Source organism: Candidatus Peregrinibacteria bacterium, from assembly GCA_016699755.1.
GTDB lineage: Bacteria > Patescibacteriota > Gracilibacteria > CAIRYL01.
Map to the genome: position 1 here is coordinate 314,037 of CP065009.1, position 23,252 is coordinate 337,288.

19 protein-coding genes and 1 pseudogene are annotated in these 23,252 nt (G+C 40.4%); 10 read left to right on the top strand and 10 right to left on the bottom strand.

Annotated features, from left to right (window positions below; genetic code table 11):
- The first annotated feature begins 170 nt into the window (after positions 1 to 170).
- Positions 171 to 2,045, top strand: a complete 1,875-nt coding sequence (locus tag IPN35_01380; protein ID QQS59526.1) for a hypothetical protein — start codon at positions 171 to 173, stop codon at positions 2,043 to 2,045.
- A 46-nt stretch (positions 2,046 to 2,091) separates the two neighbouring features.
- On the opposite strand, the gene rlmD is transcribed toward IPN35_01380, so the two are convergent.
- The 4 genes from rlmD to prmC all read right to left on the bottom strand — a co-directional run bounded on the left by rlmD (position 2,092) and on the right by prmC (position 7,043).
- Entirely contained in the window at positions 2,092 to 3,489 is a 1,398-nt protein-coding gene (gene rlmD, locus IPN35_01385; GenBank protein QQS59527.1) for a 23S rRNA (uracil(1939)-C(5))-methyltransferase RlmD, read from the bottom strand.
- A 39-nt stretch (positions 3,490 to 3,528) separates the two neighbouring features.
- Positions 3,529 to 4,974 (bottom strand): hypothetical protein, encoded by a 1,446-nt coding sequence (locus tag IPN35_01390; GenBank protein QQS59528.1) that lies wholly within the window; start codon positions 4,972 to 4,974, stop codon positions 3,529 to 3,531.
- Between the two features lie 29 nt (positions 4,975 to 5,003).
- Entirely contained in the window at positions 5,004 to 6,044 is a 1,041-nt protein-coding gene (gene ruvB / locus IPN35_01395) for a Holliday junction branch migration DNA helicase RuvB (GenBank protein QQS59917.1), read from the bottom strand.
- Between the two features lie 156 nt (positions 6,045 to 6,200).
- The gene (gene prmC, locus IPN35_01400; GenBank protein QQS59529.1) at positions 6,201 to 7,043 is read right to left on the bottom strand and encodes a peptide chain release factor N(5)-glutamine methyltransferase; all 843 of its coding nucleotides are present in this window, start codon (positions 7,041 to 7,043) and stop codon (positions 6,201 to 6,203) included.
- Positions 7,044 to 7,113: 70 nt separating this feature from the next.
- Between prmC and IPN35_01405 the strand changes: the two genes are divergently transcribed.
- The 3 genes from IPN35_01405 (at position 7,114) to IPN35_01415 (ending at position 10,382) form a co-directional block, all read left to right on the top strand.
- Positions 7,114 to 7,722: a hypothetical protein gene (locus IPN35_01405; GenBank protein ID QQS59530.1), complete on the top strand. Its 609-nt coding sequence runs from the start codon at positions 7,114 to 7,116 to the stop codon at positions 7,720 to 7,722.
- A gap of 14 nt (positions 7,723 to 7,736) precedes the next feature.
- A complete protein-coding gene (locus IPN35_01410) occupies positions 7,737 to 8,438 on the top strand; it encodes a fibronectin type III domain-containing protein (protein ID QQS59531.1) in 702 nt (233 codons plus the stop codon).
- Positions 8,439 to 8,531: 93 nt separating this feature from the next.
- Entirely contained in the window at positions 8,532 to 10,382 is a 1,851-nt protein-coding gene (locus IPN35_01415; protein QQS59532.1) for a threonine synthase, read from the top strand.
- A 40-nt stretch (positions 10,383 to 10,422) separates the two neighbouring features.
- Here the strand turns inward: IPN35_01415 and IPN35_01420 are convergent, their stop codons facing one another.
- The 3 genes from IPN35_01420 to IPN35_01430 form a co-directional block, all read right to left on the bottom strand.
- A complete protein-coding gene (locus IPN35_01420; protein ID QQS59918.1) occupies positions 10,423 to 11,391 on the bottom strand; it encodes a calcium/sodium antiporter in 969 nt (322 codons plus the stop codon).
- A gap of 146 nt (positions 11,392 to 11,537) precedes the next feature.
- Positions 11,538 to 12,002 (bottom strand): septum formation initiator family protein, encoded by a 465-nt coding sequence (locus IPN35_01425; protein ID QQS59533.1) that lies wholly within the window; start codon positions 12,000 to 12,002, stop codon positions 11,538 to 11,540.
- A 29-nt stretch (positions 12,003 to 12,031) separates the two neighbouring features.
- Positions 12,032 to 13,303 (bottom strand): HlyC/CorC family transporter, encoded by a 1,272-nt coding sequence (locus IPN35_01430; GenBank protein QQS59534.1) that lies wholly within the window; start codon positions 13,301 to 13,303, stop codon positions 12,032 to 12,034.
- A 102-nt stretch (positions 13,304 to 13,405) separates the two neighbouring features.
- On the opposite strand from IPN35_01430, the gene IPN35_01435 reads away from it, so the two are divergent.
- Complete coding sequence (locus IPN35_01435) at positions 13,406 to 14,200, top strand: dihydroorotate dehydrogenase electron transfer subunit (GenBank protein QQS59535.1); 795 nt, start codon at positions 13,406 to 13,408, stop codon at positions 14,198 to 14,200.
- 6 nt (positions 14,201 to 14,206) lie between these two features.
- Here the strand turns inward: IPN35_01435 and IPN35_01440 are convergent, their stop codons facing one another.
- Positions 14,207 to 14,401: a hypothetical protein gene (locus IPN35_01440; protein QQS59536.1), complete on the bottom strand. Its 195-nt coding sequence runs from the start codon at positions 14,399 to 14,401 to the stop codon at positions 14,207 to 14,209.
- Positions 14,402 to 14,731: 330 nt separating this feature from the next.
- On the opposite strand from IPN35_01440, the gene IPN35_01445 reads away from it, so the two are divergent.
- From IPN35_01445 to IPN35_01465, 5 genes and pseudogenes are all read left to right on the top strand, one after another.
- Entirely contained in the window at positions 14,732 to 15,988 is a 1,257-nt protein-coding gene (locus IPN35_01445; protein ID QQS59537.1) for a glycosyltransferase family 4 protein, read from the top strand.
- Between the two features lie 28 nt (positions 15,989 to 16,016).
- On the top strand, positions 16,017 to 17,327 hold the full coding sequence (locus IPN35_01450) for an alpha-amylase (GenBank protein ID QQS59538.1): 1,311 nt from the start codon (positions 16,017 to 16,019) through the stop codon (positions 17,325 to 17,327).
- A 12-nt stretch (positions 17,328 to 17,339) separates the two neighbouring features.
- Positions 17,340 to 19,376, top strand: coding sequence for a glycoside hydrolase family 15 protein (locus tag IPN35_01455; protein ID QQS59539.1), 2,037 nt, complete (start codon positions 17,340 to 17,342; stop codon positions 19,374 to 19,376).
- Between the two features lie 280 nt (positions 19,377 to 19,656).
- Positions 19,657 to 20,302: pseudogene (locus IPN35_01460) on the top strand (IS1595 family transposase).
- Between the two features lie 79 nt (positions 20,303 to 20,381).
- The gene (locus IPN35_01465; GenBank protein QQS59540.1) at positions 20,382 to 21,311 is read left to right on the top strand and encodes a hypothetical protein; all 930 of its coding nucleotides are present in this window, start codon (positions 20,382 to 20,384) and stop codon (positions 21,309 to 21,311) included.
- 112 nt (positions 21,312 to 21,423) lie between these two features.
- On the opposite strand, the gene IPN35_01470 is transcribed toward IPN35_01465, so the two are convergent.
- Positions 21,424 to 21,657, bottom strand: coding sequence for a transposase (locus IPN35_01470; GenBank protein ID QQS59919.1), 234 nt, complete (start codon positions 21,655 to 21,657; stop codon positions 21,424 to 21,426).
- Positions 21,658 to 22,661: 1,004 nt separating this feature from the next.
- Complete coding sequence (locus IPN35_01475) at positions 22,662 to 23,192, bottom strand: hypothetical protein (GenBank protein QQS59541.1); 531 nt, start codon at positions 23,190 to 23,192, stop codon at positions 22,662 to 22,664.
- Positions 23,193 to 23,252 lie beyond the last annotated feature (60 nt).

Here is a 23,252-nt window from a genome sequence, read left to right on the forward strand (position 1 = left end):
TTTACCATTAGTGATGAATTTTATCACATAAAATAGTTTTCCACTTTTTACTATTACTCAGCAGAATGCCGTTTCTGAGTGATAAAAAAAGAAAAGAAACAGAAGAAAAACCAAGACTTGTTTTTTTTAGAGAAAGCAGAGAAAATGTGAAACGATTCTTTTTTTGGTGCATGGGATTTAAGGTATTTTCAGCACTTCGTCAGGAGGAAAAGGGGGGAGCATTTGTTCGGGTGTTTGAGAAAAAAGTTGGAGATCAACAGCTTTGGGTTGTTGGTCATTTTCCTGAGTCTAGCCACATGGCGGATGAAGTTCTTCGAGTCATTCGTGATATTGCTGTTTCAAAGATTCTCGATGACCATATTGGTGATGAGCAGGACATGTTTGAGTCTGTTCTCAAGGTGGTAAATGAGAAGCTTTCAGAAATGCTTTCAGAAGAAGAGGCGGAGAGTATTTTACGAAATGGGAGTATGCTCATTTCCTTTCTCTCTGGAGACCTTCTCCTTCTCTCAAATTACGGTCAAGGGGAGGTATTCCTTCTTCGTGAGAGTGCGCTTCTTGAGGTTTCTGAGGGGATTTCTCCCGTGATGACTGGAACTGATTTTTTCCAAAATGTAAGTAGTGGTGATCTCCAAAATGGAGATCGTATTGTTATTTCTACTGTTCGTTTACAGAGATTTGTAACAGAGCGCCATCTTTCTCGAATTCTTTCGGACGGGGGAGTGACAGAGTCGCTTGAGAGTATATCCTCTTGTATTGATCCTCAGGAAGGATACGGGCTTTTGGTGATGAATATCAAAACGGCTGATCCGCTTCCTTTCCCAGAAGAGCGCTCTATGAATGATCGCACTTCCATTTCCCCAGGGAGAAGAACGAGCCCCGTTACCCAATTTTCAGAAATTGCCAATCGTTTTTCTGAAGATGTTTTGCAACGTGCAAAGGCACTTCCTTCTTCTCTGCTTTTGTTGGGAGGTGCTGTTATTTTGGCGCTCCTCCTTCTTTTTCTCTTTTTTTCTCTTCTTTCAAAAGAGCAGGATACACGTCAATCGAGTGAGTTTTCTGAGTTTGTAAAAAATGTGGAACAAGATTTTTCCAATGTAGACACACGAGTTATTGAAGGAAAAACTGATCAGGCGAATCTTCTTCTTGATGCCATTGAGCAAAATGCTCGAAAAATGTTGGAACAACGTGTTGACCTCGCAAATGCGGAAAAAATACTCACACATGTTCAGGAGCAACGAGAAAGTGTGAACCATATTATGCGGATTACAAATCCAGAGGTATTTTCTGATCTTCGTCCACTAAAATCTGATATTTCTACAAAGGGCATCTCCTTTTTAAAGAACGAATTTTTAGTATACGACAAAAATTCTCTTTATCGTATTCTTGCTTCTACTACCCATCCTGAAAATGTTGGTGTGCTAAGCGCTTCTGATAAGGTTCAGTTTTTGACCGCCCTTTCTTCAAAAGATGAACTTGTTTTTGTTACGGAAAACGGAAGCGTTTTTGAGTGGCAAAATGGTCAAGTGATTTCTGCTGATACGGCAGATAAAACGTGGAAAACGGCGAGTGATATTGGTGTTTTTAGTAAGTTTCTCTATTTTTTGAGCCCTTCTGACAATCAGATATGGAAATACGAACGTCGAGAGAGTGGATTTACTATCCCTGAGGGGTGGATAACCGATGAAACAGTGAATATTTCTGATGCCATTTCCTTTGCTATTGACGGAAGTGTTTTTGTTCTCCTGAAGGATGGAACAATTCAGAAATACCATCGAGGAGAGTCGCAACCATACGAAGTAAAGGGAACTCCCGGAGGAGCGCTTTTGGGAAGCAAAATCTTTACGAATGACACACTTGCGTCGCTGTTTGTTCTCGATCCTAAGGAGAAACGAATATTTATTTATGAGAAATACGAAAATGAGGCAGTATACAAGAAACAAATCGTCATTGAGAATACTGAACCGATTGTCGATTTTTATGTTGTCGGGAATACAATTTATCTTCTTGGACAACAACAAATATATAGTGTCACCATTCCTGAGTAGGTTTTGGAAAATCTCTGATATTTCTTGAGAAGAAAATAGCGATAGACTACGTTCTTTTCTCAAGAAGTGCTACGGTCTCTACGTGTGGAGTGTTTGGAAAGAGGTCGTGAGGACGAGCTTTTGTGAGTTTCCATCCAAATTCGTTTGCTTCTAAAATATCTCGGGCAAGTGTTGCGGGATTACATGAAACAAGGATTATTTTTTTTGCAGAAGTGGAGAAGAGGCTTTTCCGAACTTTTTTTGGGAGTCCGTTTCGTGGGGGGTCAGTCACTACGACATGCGGTGCAAAGTCGATAAGTGTTTCAGGGAGAATGCTTTCTACCGAACCAACGATAAATTCGGTATTATTGATGGCATTCCTTTTTGCATTTTCTCTGGCATTTTGAATTGCCTCCGGAATAACCTCTACTCCTAAGACGCGTTTTGCAGAAGATGCGAGTGCGAGTGCAATGCTTCCTGTTCCACAAAATGCATCAAGAACCCTTTCTCCTTCTTGTATATCTGCGCATTCCTTAATGCTTTCCATAAGTTTTTCAGCAGATTCTGTATTCACCTGAAAAAATGCGTTTCCTGAAATGCGAAAATGAGTGCCACACCATATTTCTTCTAATACGTCTTCTCCAAAAAGTGTTTCGGTTGGCGCATCAAAGCCAGCAACTGAAACCCCCGAATGAAGCACAACAGCTATTCCTGAAATGTTTGGAATTTCCTTTAATAAAGCAGAAACAATCGGATTCCAGAATGATCTTTCCTTTTTTTCTGATACGACAATACGCACCAAAATATTCCCTGTTCGTTCTGAATTTCGAAGAATAAGATTCCGCCAAAATCCTTTATGTATAATGGGGTTCCAGACAGGAAGCTCTGAAGAGAGCGCAAATTCCTCTATTTTTTGAACAATTTTTGAGAAAATTTCTGGTGAAAGACAGGTACCTAAGCATCGTACAATTTCCCTCCAGTTTCCGCGTTTATGGAGACCAAGACCAGGATTTTCATCGTGATGCTTAATAGATCCGTCTGAAAGAATCTCTTTTCGCATTCGGGAATATCCAAATGAGAATTCCATTTTATTTCGATAACGAAATATTTTGGGACTGGGAACAATGGGGTCGACAATACTGTTTTTCTGTTTTGCAATACGTTCTAGAGAATCTTTTACAAATTGTGCTTTCCAGTGCAATTGTTCGTCGTAGGCAATGTGTTGCCATGGAGCACCTCCTGAAAGGGGAAATTCTGCATCGCAAGGAGGAATATAATGTGGCGATTCTTCGAGCACCTCCTGAATTTCTCCAAAAAACGCTTGTTTTTTTCGATGAGTGATGCGAAAGCGGACAATCTGTCCTGGAATACCAAGAGGAAGAAAAATAACCTTTTCTTCATGTTTGACAATACCACTTCCATCTGAAGAAAGTCCTATAACTTGTGATTTCATGTTGTTTTCCATTCTTTTTGTGGAGAGATATATGACAAGTTTTGGGAGTGACTAAAAGTTCACTAAAAAGAGAACGACAAGACCTATGGTCACGAGTGATCCAAAAGAGTATCCCAATATTTTCCCATGTGAAAGCCGTACGTGAATAGTAAGTCCGGCAAAAATAAGGAACACAGATCCTGTGATCATAAAAGGAAATGAGCTTGTAACCGATCGCCATAAAAAATCATAGAACGAAGATTCATTTCCCCATTTCACAAGGGCAAAAACAGTTATATAAAAAAAAGAAACATAGAAAGCAAGAAGCCATCCAAAAAAGAGACGAAGTTCTCGAAAAAACCGATATGAAAGATTTATGTGGTAGTCGCGTTGTTCCTCTTTTTTTTTATTTTCCTCCTCTTTCATTGTTTCCTCCTGTTCCGCATTCATTTTTTCTCCTTTCGCAATGAGTTTTGCTCTTGAGGCACTAACAACATCTGAGAGCTCTTGAAATGTCTCGACGAGACTATGAAGATGTTCTTTTCGGGCGGCATTACTCTTTGTAAAAATAATGCGCCGTATCGTTCGAAAAATTTTTCGAGTTGAATGAATGATGAGTTTTGTCCGAATGGCGGCAGGGTTTGTTTGAAGAAACCCTTGTGGTTTTTCCTCTCTGTGCTTTTGTTTTTTCCCGAGTGCTTTTGCGAGGCGTTCGGAGAGTTTTCCGAGACGCGATGTTGTTCCCGCATTTTTTGATCTGAGGTAATAGTCTTCAACATTTACTTCTTGTTTTTCACGCTCCTCTTTTTCTCCTCTTATGCCACCCTCTTCACTCACCTCTGTGCCCCCATGCTCCTGCTGAGCCTTATCAATAAGATCGAGGAGTTCATCTGCAAGATCTTGAATATATTTTAGGTTATTACTGAGGCGAAGACGCATAAGATTATCTACGCGGATTTTGATTTCGTGGTACTCGTTTCCCGTCATCTGATCCTGATAGCCCTTCATTACCTCCTCTGCCCTTTTGGCGATTTTTTCTACACTTTTAATAAGTTCTTTTTTTGTTTGTAAAAAATATTCATTCTTCTTCTCGTCCGATCCTGCCAAATCATTTTCCGGTTCTTTTGGGGCAATACCATATTTCTCAAAAACCTCATCAGAAAGTTCTTTAAGCCCCTCCTTTCCTTTTTCTTCTCGAAGTTGTTCTGGAACACTTGTTTCACAAAGCGATATGACCCGAAAGCCATATTCTGAGATAAGGCGAATGTATGCGGTTTCACGAGATTTTGCATTAATGGTTCCTGCAGTTTCTTTCCCTTTAACATCGACAACATGAAAGTAGAACGACATTGATCCTGTTTCTTCTTCTGCAATTTCTTCGTTTGTTTTCTCAATAAAAACTACAGAAAGCCCCATAGCATGAAGTTTTGCTCGTGCTTCTTTTTCGTCTTTTGCCGCTAAAACTCCTGTAAGTTTTCGGTTTTCTTGGTTGAGGGTGATATACTTAAACTTTTCCATGTGACTCGGGAAATTTTCTTTTTCCTATTTTAACGATTTTGTTCGGAAAAGGAAAAGAGGGGATTTTGGTTTTTATTTTGAGGGGAGGAAAGACCAATATGATGAAATGCCTGATCTTGAAGAACCCTTCCTTGAGGAGTGCGTGCTAAGAAACCAATTTGCAAAAGATACGGTTCTCGAATATCTTCAATGGTTTCGCGTTCCTCCGAAATTGCCGCTGAAAGTGTTGAGAGCCCTACCGGTCCACCGGAAAACTGTTCGGCTACAATGCGAAGAAAACGTCGATCTCCTTCGTTTAGACCAAGTTTATCTATGCCAAGCTCAAAAAGTGCTTTTTCTGCAATCGGTAACGAAATTTCGTCCAAATGTTCTACATGTGCAAAATCGCGAAGACGATGGAGAAGTCTATTGGCAATGCGTGGCGTTCCTCGACTAGAGCGCGCAATAAGGCTTGCGGAATCTGGATGGATAGCAACATCAAGCTTTTTTGCGTTTGCGTGTACGATGGTTTCCAGATCTTTTGGATCATAGAATTCAAGTCGAAAACTTTCCCCAAAACGGTCTCGAAGCGGAGATGAAAGTCCTCCGAGTTTTGTGGTTGCTGCGATAAAGGTGAATTTTGGAAGCTGAATGCGAAGTGACCTTGCTCCTGGACCTTTTCCGACGATGATATCAAGTGCAAAATCTTCAAGTGCAGAGTAGAGCATTTCTTCTACAGGACGCCTGAGTCGATGAATTTCATCCAAGAAAAAGACATCTCCTTCTTCAAGATTGCTTAAGAGTGCGGCGAGATCACCGGATTTTTCAATAGTAGGTCCAGATGTGATCCGAAGTGATCCACCCATTTCTGTTGCTATAATACTGGCGAGTGTTGTTTTTCCAAGCCCTGGTGGACCGTAAAAAAGAAGATGCGGTGCGGTTTCTTGTCGTTTTTTTGCGGCAGTTAAAATAACATTAAGTGTGCGCTTGAGTTGGTTCTGCCCGACAAAATCGACGAGTGTTTTTGGTCGAAGTGCACTGTGAAGGAGATCCTCTGAGAGAGGAGTATTCTGCGTATTTCCTCCAGAAATTGATGATGACTCGGAACGAACAATGGCCACAGAAGAATCGGAAATAAAATCTCTTCCATTGTGGTTTTTTTTAGCGAGAAGAGCAAGGAGGCTATTTTTGGTATGAGAATGATGGAAGAATAATTTTTTTGTTCAAAAATGGAAAATATAAATATCCTAAAGTGAGAAGTTGGTTTTTATAATTTCTCCAATACGTGGAAGTCCCGAAAGATCGGGGTACATTTTCCCCTGAGAAGTGGGAAAAAATCGCGTTGCTATCTCTTCGAGTGCTTTTTGTTGTGGTGGATGGAATTCAAAGAGGAGTACATCGAATTCAATATTTTTCAGAAGAGGAAAAAGTCTTTTATAATGCAAAAGCCCATCTTTTCCTGAATACAATGCACTTTGTGGCTCTTGGCGTGTACTTGAATGCGCTTCTCCCTCTGGAACATACGGAAGGTTTGCGGCAATAATAAGAGGACGAGGAAGTTTAGAAAATAGTATTCCGGTTGGCAAAAGATCGCCCTGTAGAAATTGTATGGAGCGTTTGTGGAGTCTGGCATTTTTTCGTGCGATAAGAAGGGCTTTTGGAGAAATATCTACTCCAATAATTTTGTGAGGCTTTGCATTGTGTGCTACAGAAATGGCAATACACCCCGATCCGGTACCAATATCGAGGAGGGTTCCTCCTCCTTTTTGTAAAAAAGAAATAGCACGTTCCACAAGAAGCTCTGTTTCTGGGCGAGGAATAAGGACATCAGGTGTCACAAGAAAGGGGAGTCCATAAAATTCTTGCATTCCAGTAAGATATGCAAGAGGTGTTCCTGTTCGTCGTTTTTGAATAAGTATTCCTGCTTCTTGCTGTTGTTTGGTGGAGAGTTGATATTCGGGGTGAGCTATGAGAAATGAACAAGGTTTTGCAAGAACATGAGCAAGAATAAGCTCTGCTTCGAGTTTTGGGCACTCGGAAATTTCGGTAAAAAGACGCGAAGCATATTCTAAAAATGCGTAAATATTCATAGGAATTGAAAAAAAAGGAAAAAACTGGTAGTATTATGGGAAAAAATTTCTCCGTTCCGAAACAAAAAATATGCCAAAGATTTTTTCCTCATTCCTTCATCTCTTTTCCGGTGTTATTTGGCGTTCTTTTGTTTGGGGATTCTTTTTTATTCTCATCTCCTCTACTGTACGAGCGGATACGGAAATTACCGATCTTGGTGCGGTGCAAACATTTAATGAGTATATTTCTGTCGTGTGGGCATGGGCGGCAAATATCATCCTTCTTCTTGCAGTGGCAGGTGTAGTGGTAGGAGGAATACTCCTCACCCTTTCTGCCGGAAATGAAAATCGTGCGGATATGGGGCGCACTACAATTCGAGGAAGTATTATTGGTATGAGTATTGTGCTTCTTTCGGGAACCATTCGTATTTTTATTTTCAACATTGTTCCTGAAAACCAAGATTCACAAAACTTAGGAGGGGCATTTGAGGCACTCCACTCACTCATTAATGGGCTTCTTGGTTTAGTTGGCGGTGCAGCGGCAGTAGGTATCATTATTTCTGGCATAAAGTACATGACATCTTCTGGGGATTTCGAAAAGCTCGATTCCTCTAGGCGGTCACTTAAACTCTCACTCTGGGGACTTGGAATTGCCTTAGGAGCTTGGGGAATTTTGGCGTATGTCGTCAATATTTTTTAATCTTTTGTGTTTTTATGAGTATCCCATTAAAAGCTTTCGGAAAATTTTTCTGCTTTCTTCTTTCTTTTTTTCTTTTTACTCCGGCATTTGCTGTTGCTCCTTCATCTGTAAACGAAGGAAGTATTATCGTAAAAACTTTTTCTTCGGGAAGTGCTCGTATTTCGTGGACTTCTGTTCCGGGGGCAGACCGCTACCTGATCGATTATGGAATGGAGTCTGGGGTATACGGAGATCGAGAAGACACTCCAAATATTTCTGTGGATCTCGTTGGGCTTACGCTCAATACCGATTATTATTTTACCATCACCTCCGTGAGTGTTCTCTCGGAAGAATCCCCTCCAACTTCTGAGCAAACATTTCGTATTAACTCGCCTGTTTCACGTTCGTATATTCCAAATGGTGTTGAGGGGAGTGACTTTGGCAATTTAGTACAGGATCAAATTGAGGCAGATCCTATTGTATCACCATCATTTCTTGGGAATTATACTCCGCAAGAAGCCCTTTCGTCATTCGTGAATGCATTAATGGGAATTTCTATAAGCATCGCAACCATGGCACTTCTGTGGGGGGGAATTTTGCGCGCTACATCGGCAGGAGATGAGGAAAAAATTGAAAAATCAAAGAAATTTTTCTTTTGGTCGATTGTCGGATTTTGTATAAGTTTTTCTGCATGGGGAATTGTAGCACTCGTTCGGGACTTTTTCCCCGCTTCATAAACGGAAATTTTTTTTCTAGAGTGTTCTTTTCTGACATTTACTTGCGAAAACACTGTTCCTTTTGAAAGAATCGGAAACAGTTTTTTTGTTTTCGTGAAAAAAGAATTTGAGCAGTCTTGTGGATACCATATCCAATGTGTTTCGTGCGGTAAACGGTGGAAAGAAGAAGAGACCATTACGAACTGTCTTGATTGCGGAAACGCACTTGAAGTTGTGATGAATCTTGAAAAAATAGCACTCCAAGTCAATCGTTTTGCGCTGACGCATACACCGCTTTCTGCGGCAAAATATCTCGATTTTTATCCCATTTGTGATCGTTCAAAAGTGGTAACTCTTTCAGAAGGAAATACACCGCTTTACCGTGCGGAACGCTTAGGAAAATCTCTTGGGTTTTCCCAACTTTTTATTAAAGACGAAGGAGCAAATCCAACCGGAGTTTTTAAAGACCGTGGAAGTTTAGTAGAAATTACAAAAGCGCTTGAAATGGGGGCAACAGCAATATGTGTTGCGAGCACAGGGAATATGGCGGCATCGGTTTCTGCGTATGCAAGTCGTGCAGGATTACCTTGTTACGTCCTTGTTCCTGAGGGAACTCCTATTGGGAAACTCGCGCAAACGCTGAGTTATGGAGGGAAGCTTATTCAGATTCGGGGAACATACGCCGATTGTGTGCGACTTTCGGATGAGCTCTCTCGAAAAAATAATTTTTATCTTGCAGGAGACTATGCATTTCGTGCGGAGGGTGCCAAATCCACCGCATTTGAAATTCTCGAACAGCTCCACTGGAAAGTACCAGATGCTGTTTTGGTTCCCGTGGGATGTGGAACAAATCTCGCCGGCATTGCAAAAGGATTTCGAGAGTTTTTTGAATTGGGATACGTGAACACAATTCCGCGAATGATTGCCGTTCAGCCGGAGGGGTGTAATACGGTATGTGAAGCATTTCACTCTGGTGCCGATCGCTTTACTCCAGTGGATAAGCCAAAAACAGTAGCGAGTGCGGTTGGAATTGGATTTCCGCTTGATGATATAAAGTGTCTCTGTGCGCTCAAACAATCTGGTGGAACCGCAGAAACTGCTTCTGATGAAGATATTCTATTGGCACAATATCAACTTTCGAAACAGGAATCTGTTTTTACAGAACCTTCTGGGGCAATTCCGATAGCGGTTTTGCCAAAGCTCCTCGAAAAAGGATTGCTCAAAGCAGACGAAATAGTAGTTTGTATCGCTACTGGAACAGGACTCAAAGATCCAAAAGCCGCTATTCAGTCTTTTGCAGAGCCTTCTACTATAAGTGCTCAAATTGAAGATATTGAACGCTTTCTTCAAAGTGGAGCATCAGACATGCGCCCTTCCCGACAATCACAAAAGGAAGAAGAAGTGTTTCAGGCTCTTCCCTCTGGAATGGAGCTTCGAATATTTTTAGAAAAAGAATTTTCCCATTCCCCTGACGATATTGTTCTTGAAAATGTTCTCCAAGAAATTGATTCTTTTTTTCGTCGAGGGAAAACGATTACGAAAGCGGATCTTTTAAATATGTTAGAAGAAGCTATTGAAAATACAAATATTCCTGAATTTCCTTTGAGTATTACTGATTTTTCTGTCGAAGATTCTTTTCAAAAATCTCCATTTGCTCAGGTATTACTCGATTTTTCAGGAGATTCCTGTTCAGGGCAATCAATAGGAGTTGGACCAGTGGATGCTCTTATTAAAGCAATGAAAAACGCACTTTCTTCTGTAAGTGATTTTTGGCCGGAGCTTGCCGACTTTCATGTGGAAATAATAACGAGCAAAGAAAGCGCTATTGCAAAGGTTTTTATGGCAATGCAGGATGGAGAGGGGAATCAAGTACACGCAAAAGCAAGTAGCCCCGATGTTATTGTTGCGGCACTCCACGCATTTATAAAAGGATTTAACCTCCTTTTTGATCATCGGAAAAAATAGGAAAGTGAATTTCATTATTTCCCATATCCTCCCTACTTATTTACCCCCGGTACACGAGGAAGATCATATACACAACATATATTCCTATGAATATTCCTGCTTGCCAACGTTCGAGGAGGTGCTTTTTCCCAATGAAGAAGATGGCAAAAAGAAAAATAGTAGCGAGTCCAGTCATTCCGATATCTATGTTCAAATGAGGATTGAGTGGAAGCGGGCGAATAATGGAGCTGATGCCCAAAATCCAAAATATATTGAAAATATTTGAACCAACGACATTCCCGACAGCAATATCTGACTCTTTTCGCAGAGCCGCAATAATTGAGGTAACGAGCTCTGGAAGGGATGTTCCAATGGCGACAATTGTGAGCCCGATAAGTGCCTCTGAAAGTCCAAAAAGTTTTGCAATGGTAATTGATTGAGAAACAAAAAGTTGTCCTCCCACGAAGAGTCCAAAGAGGCCTGCAAGAACAAAGCCGATAGAAACTGAAGCAGAGTACATTTGTATTTCTTCTTCTCCTTCTTCTGCTGTGCTATTGTTTTGAAGACCCCAAACATAGTACATAAAAAGGAGAAAAAGGCTTAAAAGGGCAATTCCATCACTCCGAGAAATTTCATTAAATCCGCGCCCCTCAAGAAGCGTATCGTTTCCAAAAAGAAAAATGAGTGCTACTCCGAGAAAAGCAAACGGAATTTCTTTCCACACTGTATTGCTCTTCACGGCAAGCGGGTACACAAGTCCTGCACACCCAAGAATAAGAAGAATGTTTGCAATGTTGCTTCCCAGTATGTTTCCAATTGCGATGTCAGTATTCCCTTTTACGGCGGCAAAAATATTCACAATAAGCTCTGGCGCAGAAGTGCCAAACGCGACGACGGTAAGTCCGACAACAAAAGGTGAAATGCCAAAAACCCTCGCAAGAGATGAAGAACCACGAACAAGAAATTCTCCTCCGACAATGAGAATGACAAGCCCTATAAAAAGAAAGAGGAAGGGGAGAAAAATATCCATTATGTTGAAAAAATCCCACCCATTCTTCTCTGTTTTTGGAGTGGCGTAAAGCATATTCCTCTGAAAAATATCCTCTTCTTCTGTTGGAAATTGGATTGTCGCAAGAAGTGAGACAATCCAATTTGCTCCTAAAAACCGTTTGCTTTCTATTTTGCTTCTGGAGTTTCTTCTTGTATGTTTGTCTTTTCGAGGAGCAATGCTGGTGAAGTCTCTCCAAAAAAGAACCATTTCCACTGATCTCGTTTCGGACGTCGAAGAAGAATTTCTCGCTCGAGAATATTTTTATTTGGTGCTGTTTCAAGATTATCTTCTGCCAGAGGAGGTTCTATATACATTACTTTTTCTCTTGGTTGCATGAGCCCTTCGTGCTCCTTCGCCCATTTGTCACGATATTGCGGAGAGCGAAGATATACGAGTTGCTGTTCCAAGTTTTTATTTTCCTCTTCAAGCATCTCAATATTATGCTGAAAATCGCCTATCTCTCGTTCGAGTGTTGTGTGTTTAAGGAGGGAATTTCCCCAAGAAAATGCGAGGAGAAGTGAGATAAAAAGGCTTCCAATGATAGTCACACTTGTTCCGAGGGATGTTTCGTTAAGGTGATTTTTCCGCATATTGCTCTCAAAAAAACAGCTTTTGGAGATTATTTTTTCTTTCTTACATGTTTTTTTTCTGAGAAAAGGCGTAAAGAGCGAATTTTATGTCCATCCATTTTTTCAATAACAGCATATATTTGTGGAGTAAGATGAATCGTTTCTCCGCGTTTTGGAAATCGTCCGATATTCTCGAGAATTGCCTTTGCAATGCGATCTGCTTCTTCTCCGGGAACTTCTAATCCTGTTGCTTCTTGAATATCTTCTAAATAGGCATTTCCTGAAACAAGAAAACTTCCATCGGGAAGTTGTCGAATTTCTTCTTCTTTTTTGTCGGTTTCGTCTTCTATTTCTCCAAATACTTCTTCCAGAAGATCTTCGAGTGTCACGAGCCCCGCGGTTCCTCCGTGTTCGTCAATGACAATTGCCATGTGTGTTCTTCTCCACTTCATCTCTTTCATCACGTCTTCGAGGAGCATGCTGACAGGAACAGTGAGTGGCGGATTTTTAGGAAGGTCACAAATTTCTGTGTGTGTTGGAAAGCTCTGTTCGTATTTCAAAATGTTTTTCAGAGTTATAATACTTGTAATGCGATCGATTGTTTCCGAAAAAACCGGAATACGACTATGAGTTTTTTCAAGAAAAAACCGAATTGCTTCTTCAAGCGTTGTATCATCTGAAAGAGCATCCATGTTTGGACGAGGTGTCATTACCTCTTCGGCAGTGGTTTCTCCAAATTCTAATACATTTTCAATGCGCTCTCGTTCATCTGCCTCAAGCGCGCCTTCTCGTTCTCCAATTTCCGCAAGTGCAAGGAGCTCTTCATCGGAAAAAATTTTTTCAGGGCTTTTGTTTTTACTGAGAGAATGAATGAGTTTTTCGAGTGGCCATATAAGTGGCAAGAAAATTTGTGAAAGCCAGTAGATGATGGGAGCAGTGAGGAGCGCAATGGGATCGGCGTGTTTTTGGGCAAATGATTTTGGAAGAACTTCACCAAAAAGAAGGAGGATAAGTGTTAAAATTCCGGTCATAAGACCAATAACAGTATTTCCAAAGAGTTGTGTAAAAAGAACAGTAGAGAGAACGGGAATAAGAATATTGACGAGGTTGTTTCCAATAAGAATGGTAATAAGAAGCCTATCTGGATGATTTTTAAGAAATTCAAGTGCATGCGCTCCTCGTTTTTTTTGCACCACAAAAGAACGTGCTCTTGCTTTTGAAACAGAGACGAGCGAGACCTCTGATCCAGAAAAGAATCCAGAAAAGAGGAGAAGGACAAAGAGAACAAGGAAAGAGAATAACGAAGGGTCTTCCGGATCCATAGTGGAGTTTTATCTGAGAAAATCCGTCCTATTATTCTTTCTTTTTTTTCGTTCGGCAAGTAGATTTTTTTCGAAAATTCTTTATGATAGCGAAAGAGGTATATGAATGCTGTTTTTTCTCCACAGTCGGCAACTATTCTTCGCACAGAGGAGCTCAATAAGAGTACGCGACTCTTTGTGCTCGATATTTCTTTTGGCGCAAAGCCAGGACAGTTTGTAAATATTTGGATTCCAAACCTTGATGAAAAGCCGTTTTCTGTAGCAAGTGATGATGGCAAAACGATGAGTATTGTTGTTTCTGCGGTTGGACCTTTCTCAACTGCTTTTTTCGAAAAAAATTCAGGAGAAAAAGTGGGCATTCGTGGTCCTTTTGGAAATACATTTTCCGTTCAAAAGAACAAAAAAATTGTTCTTGTCGGAGGTGGCTTTGGAACTGCACCTCTCCATTTTTTAGGAACAAAATCACAAGCAGAAGAATGTAAAATTACTGCTATTATTGGTGCTCGTACAAAAGACCTTCTTCTTTTTACTGATTGGTGCGAGAAGTCTGGTTTTCGCACACTTTGCACGACAAATGATGGTTCTGCCGGAACAGAAGGATTGGTAACCAATGTTTTGGAAAAGCTTCTTGAGACGGAAAAAATTGATCTTGTTCAGTCGTGTGGACCAGAAAAGATGATGGAGGCAGTGGCAAAACTCTGCCAGTCAAAAGGTGTTCCTTCGGAGCTTTCCCTCGAACGCTACATGAAATGCGGATTTGGACTCTGCGGACAGTGTTCGTGCGATGGGACCCTTGTCTGCCGAGAGGGGACTGTTTTTTCTGGCGAAAAGGCACTCTCTTTACAAGATTTTGGAAAATTTCACCGCGATGCAGAAGGACGAAAGAGGTATTGGTAAGCGTGCTTAGATCATGGAATGAATTCCAATATGATTTCCTTCGGTATCCATAACAATGCTTATAAAGCCATGTTCATCAATATTTTTTCTTGGGAGAATCACTTGTCCACCATGTTTTACTACCAATTCTTCGTCGCTGTTTAAATTTCCGCTTGGTGAAGTGAAGTAGATGGGTACACCAAGAAGGTTTCGTATTCTCATGTTTTACAAGCGAACCTGTGGAGCCGTAATCCTTGTTTTCCATAGGGAACCATGCAATATCTCAATGACTCACTTTGTGCCGTTCGAGTGTTTTTCCGAAAACACCTTCATAAAAACTAACGGCGGGTTTCATACTGATTACCGGAATTTCGAACCATCCAACGACATTATTTTGCATAAAAATAGGGATAATATACTCCCAACGTATACTTGCGATTTGGAAAAAACAGTTGTTTTTTTTGGCATCTTTTTCTTCAAAAAATTGATGTGGAGTTTTTCTTATAAAAAAGACGAATTCTCAAAAAATGTTCTTGAAAAAATCTTTAATAAGTGATATTATTTCATGATATAAAAACAAATCAAATGCCACTCCTCATGCTTGGTTGGGAATTTCCACCGCTTCATTCTGGAGGACTCGGGGTTGCCACCCGGAATATCGCCCTCTCTCTTTCACGTCGCGGTGTTCCCGTATGCTTTGCTCTTCCTCATTTTGTTCATTCTCAATGGAGAAAAAAGGGAGGAATAGAGCACGAGTTTGAGGTCGCTTCTCAAAATATGAATATTGAGATTGCGCGTATTTCTTCTTCCATTGTTACTCCGTATGCCACAGTAGAAGGATATTCTGAATGGGTTCGAGAAATGGGACCCACAGAATCGATGCTCTACGGAAAAAATCTCTTTGCAGAAATTGATCGCTTTTCAGAAGAAGTCGCAAGGATGGCAGAGAAACGCTCGTTTAATCTTGTCCATGCGCATGACTGGATCACTTTTCCTAGTGCAATACGGGTGAAAGAAAAACAGGGAACTCCGTTTGTGGCGCATGTTCATGCTACAGAACTCGATCGAACAGGATGGAATCCAAATGAAGAAATTTATCGTCGAGAGCGTGCTGGCATGGAGCGAGCTGATCGCATTCTTGCAGTGAGTCGCCACACAAAAAATGTCATTCAAAAAGACTATGGCATTCCCGAGCATAAAATTGGTGTGGTTCATAACGGTGCCGAATCGGTACATCATCGTCTTGAGTATGTTTCTCCTCGGTTTCGTCACCAAAAAACCATTCTCTTTCTTGGGCGTCTAACAGTACAAAAGGGTCCCGATTGGCTCATAAAAATTGCAAAAAAAGTGCTCGAAAAAGATCAAAATGTACAATTTCTCATTGCCGGAACGGGGCACATGCTTCCACAGCTTCTTCACGAAATTACAACTTCTGGACTTTCTCAGCACGTTATTCCACTAGGGTTTCTCAATGATTCTGAACGAGAAAAAGCATTTAAAAATACCGATCTCTACATTATGCCGTCGGTTTCTGAGCCCTTTGGGCTTTCGGCAATTGAGGCGGCTCAACGCGGAATTCCTGTTATTATGAGTAAGCAATCTGGAGCAAAAGAAGTACTTTCGAACTCTCTTCTTGCAGATTTTTGGGATGTAGACAAAATGGCGCACCTTGTTCTTGCGGCGCTCCATTATCATCCGCTTCACCAAACTCTTTCAGAAAAAGCGCATGGAGAAATCAAACACTTGACGTGGGACAGGCAAGCAGAGAAAATTTGTCATGAATACAAAGCGCTGACTTCCGCGTTCTGATTTCTTCTTTCCCTTCTCCCTTTCTCCCATGTCAAAAGAGACTCCGCACAAGGCGGTCTGCCTCTATTTTCAGGTCCACCAACCCTTTCGTTTGCGAGAGGTTTCATTTTTCGAAGATCATCCGCAGGATATTTTCCGTGGACCAGATGAATATAAAAACGAGGATATTTTTAACAAGGTTGCCGATAAGTGCTATCTTCCGGCGACAAAACTTTTTCTCCATCTCGCAGAAACACGTCCTGAATTTCGTGTCTCTTTTTCACTCTCGGGGGTATTTCTTGAGCAGTGCGACCTTTTTCCCGCAAAAGGAAAAGAGATTTTACGCCTCTTTCAACAGCTCGCGAAAACGGGGAAATGTGAATTTCTTTCGGAAACTTACGCCCATTCTCTTTCTTTTCTCTACTCCAAAGAGGAGTACGCAGAACAAATTCTTCTCCACCGAAAGGCAGTGGAAGAGCGTTTTGGCGTAAAACCAACTGTTTTCCGAAATACAGAACTTATCTATCGCAATGATATTGGCGAATTTATCCGACAAATGGGATTTTCGGGAATGATTGTTGAAGGTTGGGATCACTACCTGCATGGCTCTAATCCACACGATGTTCGTGTAGCAACGCCTATGGAAATCCACAAGGAAGACGAAAGAATCGCTCAGAAGTACGCTATTTCCAAAAAATTACAGAAAACACTTCCACTTCTTTTGAAGAGCTATCAGTTTTCTGATGATGTTGCGTTCCGTTTTGGAAATAAGACATGGGAAGAGTGGCCACTCACCACCGGAAAATATGCCGGTTGGCTTGATGCGGTATATGGCGAAACCATTAATCTCTTTATGGATTACGAAACCATTGGGGAGCACCAGTGGGAAGACACGGGAATTTTCTCGTTTTTTGAGCATCTTCCGCATGAACTTGCGGCACGTGGTATCGGATTTCGAACACCATCCGAAACGATAGCGCAGTGTGATCATCGTGCGGAGTACAATGTTCCACACTTTCTTTCGTGGGCAGATACAGAACGAGATCTCTCTGCATGGGTTGAGAATGGCATTCAGCATTCTGCACTCGAGGAACTTGGACGACTTGAACAGCTTGTTCATGATCTGAAGACCTCAAAAAAACCAGAAGTTTTAGAACTTCTCGACGCTTTTCGAAAAATCCAAACCTCCGATCATCTCTACTATATGTGTACGAAATATTGGAGTGATGGTGATGTTCACAAGTACTTTTCTCCCTACGAATCACCGTATGAGGCATACATCACCTTTATGAATGCTATGCGTTCGCTTCATTCTCGTGCGAAACATCTTCGAGAGGCAGAAGGTTTTTCTCCGCTCTAATATCCACCTCTTATGCCACGATCTCTTGTTCTTGGAAACGGAAATGTTCTCGTTACCTTTGACAATCATCTTCAGCTTCGAGACATGTACTATCCTTTTGTTGGACAAGAAGATCATACTGGATACGACAATGTTCACAGAGTTGGATTTTGGGTAAATGGTCAATTTCTCTGGCTTGATGATCCTTCGTGGCGTATTACTATCGATTATGAAGAAGGAACTTTGGTTGGAAATGGATATGCAGAAAATTATCGTCTTGGAATTGCTGTTACCTTTCACGATTTTGTTTCGCTGACGGAAGACATTTTTTTTCGGTCGCTCGAAATTACGAATCTTTCGGGAGAAGAAAAAGAGGTGCGTGTTTTTTTTCATCACGATTTTCATATTTATGGAGAAAAGAGCAAAGACACAGCACTGTATGAGCCAGATTTAAACTCCATTTTGCATTATCGGGGTCGGCGATATTTTCTTGTTGGCGGACAATGGGGGAGTGGTGAACAATCAAATCAGTATACTATGGGAGAAAAGGCGCTCCTTTTTGGTCACGAAGGAGAGGGAATGGGAATGGATGAATATACGGTAGGGAAGAGTAAATATCACGAAAAAGAGGGAACATTTCGCGATGCGGAAGACGGCACACTTCAGAAGAATCCTATCGATCAGGGGTCGGTCGATTCTACAGTTCGATTTTCGATACACATTTCTCCTGGAAAAACGAAACAGCTTTTTCTGTGGATTGCTTTTGGAAAAACCTACCAATCGGTTCTTAAGAAAAATGAGCATATTCGTGAGGTTGGTGCTGAGCGCATTCGGAACCATGTTCGCGGGTATTGGCGCGAATGGCTTGCGACGTTTTCTGGAGATATCTCTTCTCTTCCGAGTTCTGTTCAGCATCTCTTTCAAAAAAGTCTCCTTATTCTTCGGACACAAATTGATAATCGAGGAGCCATTTTAGCGGCGAATGATTCTGATGTTATGGCGACAAATCGTGATAATTACAGCTATATGTGGCCACGCGATGCGTCACTTTGCGCTATGACACTTGCAAAAGTTGGCTTTGAAGAGCCGTGTCGGAATTTTTTTCAGTTTTGTGAAGAGATTATCACTCCCGAAGGATATTTTCTCCACAAGTACAATCCCGATGGTTCCCTTGGTTCTTCGTGGCATCCAAAAATAGTAAACGGTGAAAAAAGACTCCCAATTCAAGAAGACGAGTCTGCTCTTGTACTTGTGGCACTTGATCAGTATTTTTCCTCTTTTCATTCGCTTGAAGTAATTCAGCGATTTTTTCCAACGCTCATTCTCCCCCTTGGAAATTGGCTACAGAGTTATGTTGATCCCAGTTTTTCTCTTCCGCTTCCATCATACGATTTATGGGAACAGAGTTGGGCAACATCAAGTTATACCGCTTCGTGTGTGTACGCTGGGCTTCTCGCCGCCGCGCGTCTTTCGGAAGCGACAGGGCATCAGCAGAGTGCAGATTCTTTTCGGGAATCGGCGACGTGTTTACAAACATCTATAGCGAATCACCTTTTTTCTTCTGAACAGAATCGTTTTCTTCGAAGTATCGAAATTCGAGATGGCGTTATTACCAAAAAAGATGATGGCATCGATTCCTCACTTGTGTTTCTTTGGAAAATGGGGGTTTTTGCGCCGGATGATCCGCGGATTCAAAGCACAATGAAGGTGATACACGAAACGCTTACCATTCCGGGAAACATTGGTGGACTTGCACGATTCGCACGCGATCCGTATCAGTTCGATCACCAGCTTTCTTATGAACGATACACAGGAAATCCTTGGATTATTACTACTCTTTGGGAAGCGGAATATCGTATTAAAATGGCAAAAACAAAAGACGATCTTGCCGAAGCAGAAAAAACGCTTTTGTGGGCAACCGAGCGAGCGAGTAGCGCAGGAATGCTTCCCGAGCAAGTGCATCCCGAAACTGGAGAACACCTCTTTGTTTCTCCGCTCACATGGAGTCATGCTACTTTTATTGATACCGTGCTGGCATTTGCAGAGAAGGCAAAAAAACTGAAGAAATAGTATTTAAGAGTGATTTATATCTCGTAAAAGGAGGATGACATTCTTTTTTTGTGTTTCTTTATCACAATAGTTCTTTTTGTCTATAAATCAAAAATTTTTGTCAGAAAGAAGAAATCATGAGAAAATAGGGGTGCGGTTTTTTTACCTATTTTTCTCCGAACCTGAATTTTCTGTTGTGTCTCGACTAGATTAGGGGAGATAAGGTCTCTAAAGTCTAGTTATGAACTTTTTTAATAACTATAGCTCTTGCCCAGAATAGAAATTTCTCTATCTTGGAAGTATGTTCTACAAAGCTAAATTATCGGAATATAAGATCAAAAAAATATTGAAGTGTTTTTGCGAAGATATAAATGCCATAACTTCCACTCGTCTCTTGGGATTAAACAGAAAAACTATTGATCATTATTACAATCTTTTTCGAGAAAGAATGACTCAGAATTCACTGGAACAAAGTGGTGATTTTGGAGAGTTTGAACTCGATGAGAGTTATTGTGGAGCAAAAAGAGTTCGAGGCAAAAGAGGGAGAGGAGCAGTAGAAAAAACACCAGTATTTGGACTCCTCAAACGAAATGGAAAGGTCTATGTCACCATAGTAAAAAAATGTAGCAGAGAGGAATTACTGCCCATAACATAGGGAAAGATATTCGAAGGCTCCACTATCCATACCGACGGATGGAGAGTGTATGATGGACTTCTTTTGAATAGGCATAATCATTACTGTCCGTGTCCATCATTCACATGATGAATTTGCCAGAGGAAAATGTCATGTAAATGGAATAGAATCCTTCTGGTCATTTGCCAAGAGAAAGCTTTCTAAATTCAACGGTATTGCTTCTCATAAGTTTAATCTTCATCTGAAAGAATGTGAATTCCGTTGGAACCATAGAAATGAAAATATCTATGCTTATACTATTAAAAATCCTTAAATATCTATGCTATACTATTAAAAATCCTTAAGAATTCTTAAGTCTTCTGGGCAAGGGCCTTATTTTTAATACAAACATTATGAGTATTGAAGATCCAGCAACACAACAAGAACATGTTGAAAAAATTGTTCAAGAAGGATCAAGCGAATTAGCAAGTAATTTAGCAGAGCCTAAAGAAAAAATTGAAAAAGTGGAAGAAGTTATGGCTGACTTGCAAGTAATCATGAATATTGAAGACCCCGAAATACAAAAACAGGCAATGCAAGTATTTGTCGAAAAAAGATTGAAAGAATTAGAAAAAGAAGTTCAAGAAAAACAAAACACATTATCACTTGTTGGGAATAGGGCCGAAAGTCAATTTATTAACCCTGAAACGGAGATTAAAAGAAGTTGGATAGTTGATGGTTTTAAAGTCAATGATCCAGAAATTTATTCTATTTTATTGGATAATTTTAGGAAATTTTATAAACATTGGAATAAACCAAATCTAAGATCAATAATAGGATATTCCGTTATTTATGCTCTAGGTGAATACTTTGGAAATCATTTTGGGACACAAAACACAGACACAAGAAATCGTGAATTTTACTCAGACCACACTACTGCCGATTCTGAAACCATAAATCTATCAGAATTAAAAGGAAAAAATTTAGCAGTTTGTGCTGAAAAAGCTACGGTAGCACATAATTATTTGAAATTTTTAGGAATAGATTCACATGTTGTTTTTTCAAATAGTTGTAAATTAGGAGATTCTACAGATGGTCATGCCTATCTTATATTTCCAACAAAAAATGGTAGATTTATATTTGATCCAACCAATCCAATTTTAGTAGAAGACAATGAAGGTAAGATGAATTCTATTAATCCAGCTTTATATAAAATATCGGAAGAAGATTATAATCATTTATTAAACAGAGATAATCATCAAGTCGTAGTTCAACACATAGATCAGAAATTAGATAATGGAAAATACACTCCTCAAGAACCTCAAAATAGAACATATGGATAATAGATGTTTTGGGCTACGAGCATTCACTCCTTTGGTGCCCCTCTGTCCTTCGCCCAAAACGAAAATTTTTCACTCGAACAAATGATAAAAGAGACTTAGAAATACACTAAAGCTACATTGCATTATCGCTTCGTTCGGGTCGCCTAACACAGTATATCTGGCTCGCTCGTGCCCTCGCTCGACCCATATTTTCCAAAAACTGATAGACTTTTACAGGAGTTTCGTAGTCGAGAGATTGATGAGGCCGTTCATTATTGTAGAAATAAAAGTGTTCCTTGAGACACTGTTGTGTGTCCAGTGGAGATTCATATTGTTTGAGATAAATATCTTCATATTTTACTGATATCCAGAGTCTTCAGTAAAGATATTATCGAGACATCTTCCTTTTCCGTCTATAGAGATCTGGATATTTTTCTTCTCAAGTTTTTCCGTAAATTCTGGACTAGTGAATTGAAATCCTTGATCTGTATTAAAAATCTCTGGTGTGTTTATTCGAAGAGGTTCTTCAAGAACTTCTATTTCATAAGACGAATATCTTCTGTATTGATGATCGGGGTGTAGTACACTGATCCTTGCGTAATACCAAGGAATTCACACTATCTTTTGATGCTTAAATTCTTTTGATGATTTTCAAGGAGCAGTTTCTTTTTATGAGGAGGAAGGGAATCCAACTTTTTTTGAGCCAGTCCACTTCTGCTTTGGACTGACCTACTTGTTTATAGAGTTCTTCTATGACTTCATCCTTTTCTTTCTTTCTCAGAGAAGAGTTCGGAAGCTTTCTTTAGGAATTCTGCTTTCTATTTTGATATCTGTATGAGGTGGAATTCATATTTTGTTGCCAATTCTGACATGGTGCTTACTTTTGAGAGTGCTTCGATTATTATTTGAGCCTTAAATTTTGCGCTGAATTGCCCTCGTTTTTTTGGTTAGAGAAAAGTTTGGTTTCTAACCTTAACATGGTATTCAATTTCTGGGGACCATTATAATCTCTCGGCTACGATAATAGTACAGTCCTTCCGCTTTGCGAAGGATGCTGTATCACTGAGAAACAGTTTGCTTCTTTGTCATCCTCATTTGTCATCCTGAACTTGATTCAGAATTTCAAGAGATTCCGTGTCAAGCACGGAATGACATCTCACAAGGAGATTGCGAATTACGTCTGCAATGAAAAAGGAGAAAAGCTAAGAGTCCATAATGATAAGTTCCTCCCCCTTCCATCCCCCCAAAGGAGGCTGTGACGATATACATTTTCGGGAAAAATGATTGCATAAACAAGGAAATGTTGGGGATGGAAAGGTTATGAGAAAATTGTAGGAAAACACATTACAGAGAAAGTAATCTCATCCAATTCTAAAGTCCCGGATAGCCTTTCTCCCACCATTTCGATTCGAGTGCCTTGTTCTTGTAATAATCTACCACTTCGCGTTTGACTCCGAGTTTCTCTAAGGCATCTGCTTGTACCTGAATGCATTCTTGTTCCATTTGCGCCTCACTCATATCTGGTACTCTCCCCTCGTGAAACTGTTTTCCGTGGCACGCTTCGTGTGCTAAAAATCCAGCGTGCATGAGTACGTCTTGTTTAGATCCATCCTTGAGAATGGTAACTTTTACTTCTCCATTATCGCCAAACTCTGTATAGCCGGAATAAAACGTATCGAGCTGAATTTCTACAAATAAATATCGAACAGTGTCTATGTTGTTTGTGACGAGCTCAAAATATTCCGGTGCTTCTCGACGAAGGTACACAAGGGCTTCTCTTGTTTGTTTTATGGTGCTTGATCCTCCCTTGACATGAATGCCAAACGGAGTGGAGTACCATGACCACCCTCCAACAACAAGGAGGAAAATGCCGAGTATTTTTGCAATATTTGAGAGCCCCATTTCGTTTTTGTATCATATTTATTATAAAATATTATTAATTTATTTGCAATTTTCGAAAAT